We start from the raw sequence: 355 nt of genomic DNA, 5'->3' as shown, positions 1-355 counted from the left end.
GGCGAACTAACCCCTGTGTTCTTTGGAACGGCATTGGGTAACTTTGGTGTTGATCATTTTCTTGATGGCTTAACTCAATGGGCGCCCGCGCCGCAAGCTCGCCAAGCGGATACACGCATTGTAGAAAGTAGCGAAGAAAAATTAACCGGATTTGTATTTAAAATCCAAGCCAATATGGATCCTAAGCACCGCGACCGTGTTGCGTTTATGCGTATTGTTTCAGGTAAATATGAAAAAGGAATGAAATTGCGCCACGTTCGTATCGGCAAAGATGTGGTGATTTCTGATGCACTCACTTTTATGGCTGGCGATCGCACTCACGCAGATGAAGCCTATGCCGGTGATATTATCGGCT

Annotated in this window: 1 protein-coding gene; it reads left to right on the top strand. The window is 46.2% G+C overall.

Going from position 1 to position 355, the window contains the following annotated elements; translation table 11 throughout:
• Nucleotides 1–355: EF-Tu/IF-2/RF-3 family GTPase (locus CP355_RS10135; protein ID WP_255406622.1), on the top strand; the 355-nt coding region annotated here is incomplete at both ends.

It is taken from the genome of Lactobacillus sp. UMNPBX4 (genome assembly GCF_002554115.1).
Classification (GTDB): Bacteria; Bacillota; Bacilli; order Lactobacillales; family Lactobacillaceae; genus Lactobacillus; species Lactobacillus gallinarum.
The sequence above is the reverse complement of the archived record's forward strand: the minus strand, read 5'-3'. Positions and strand labels throughout refer to the sequence as shown.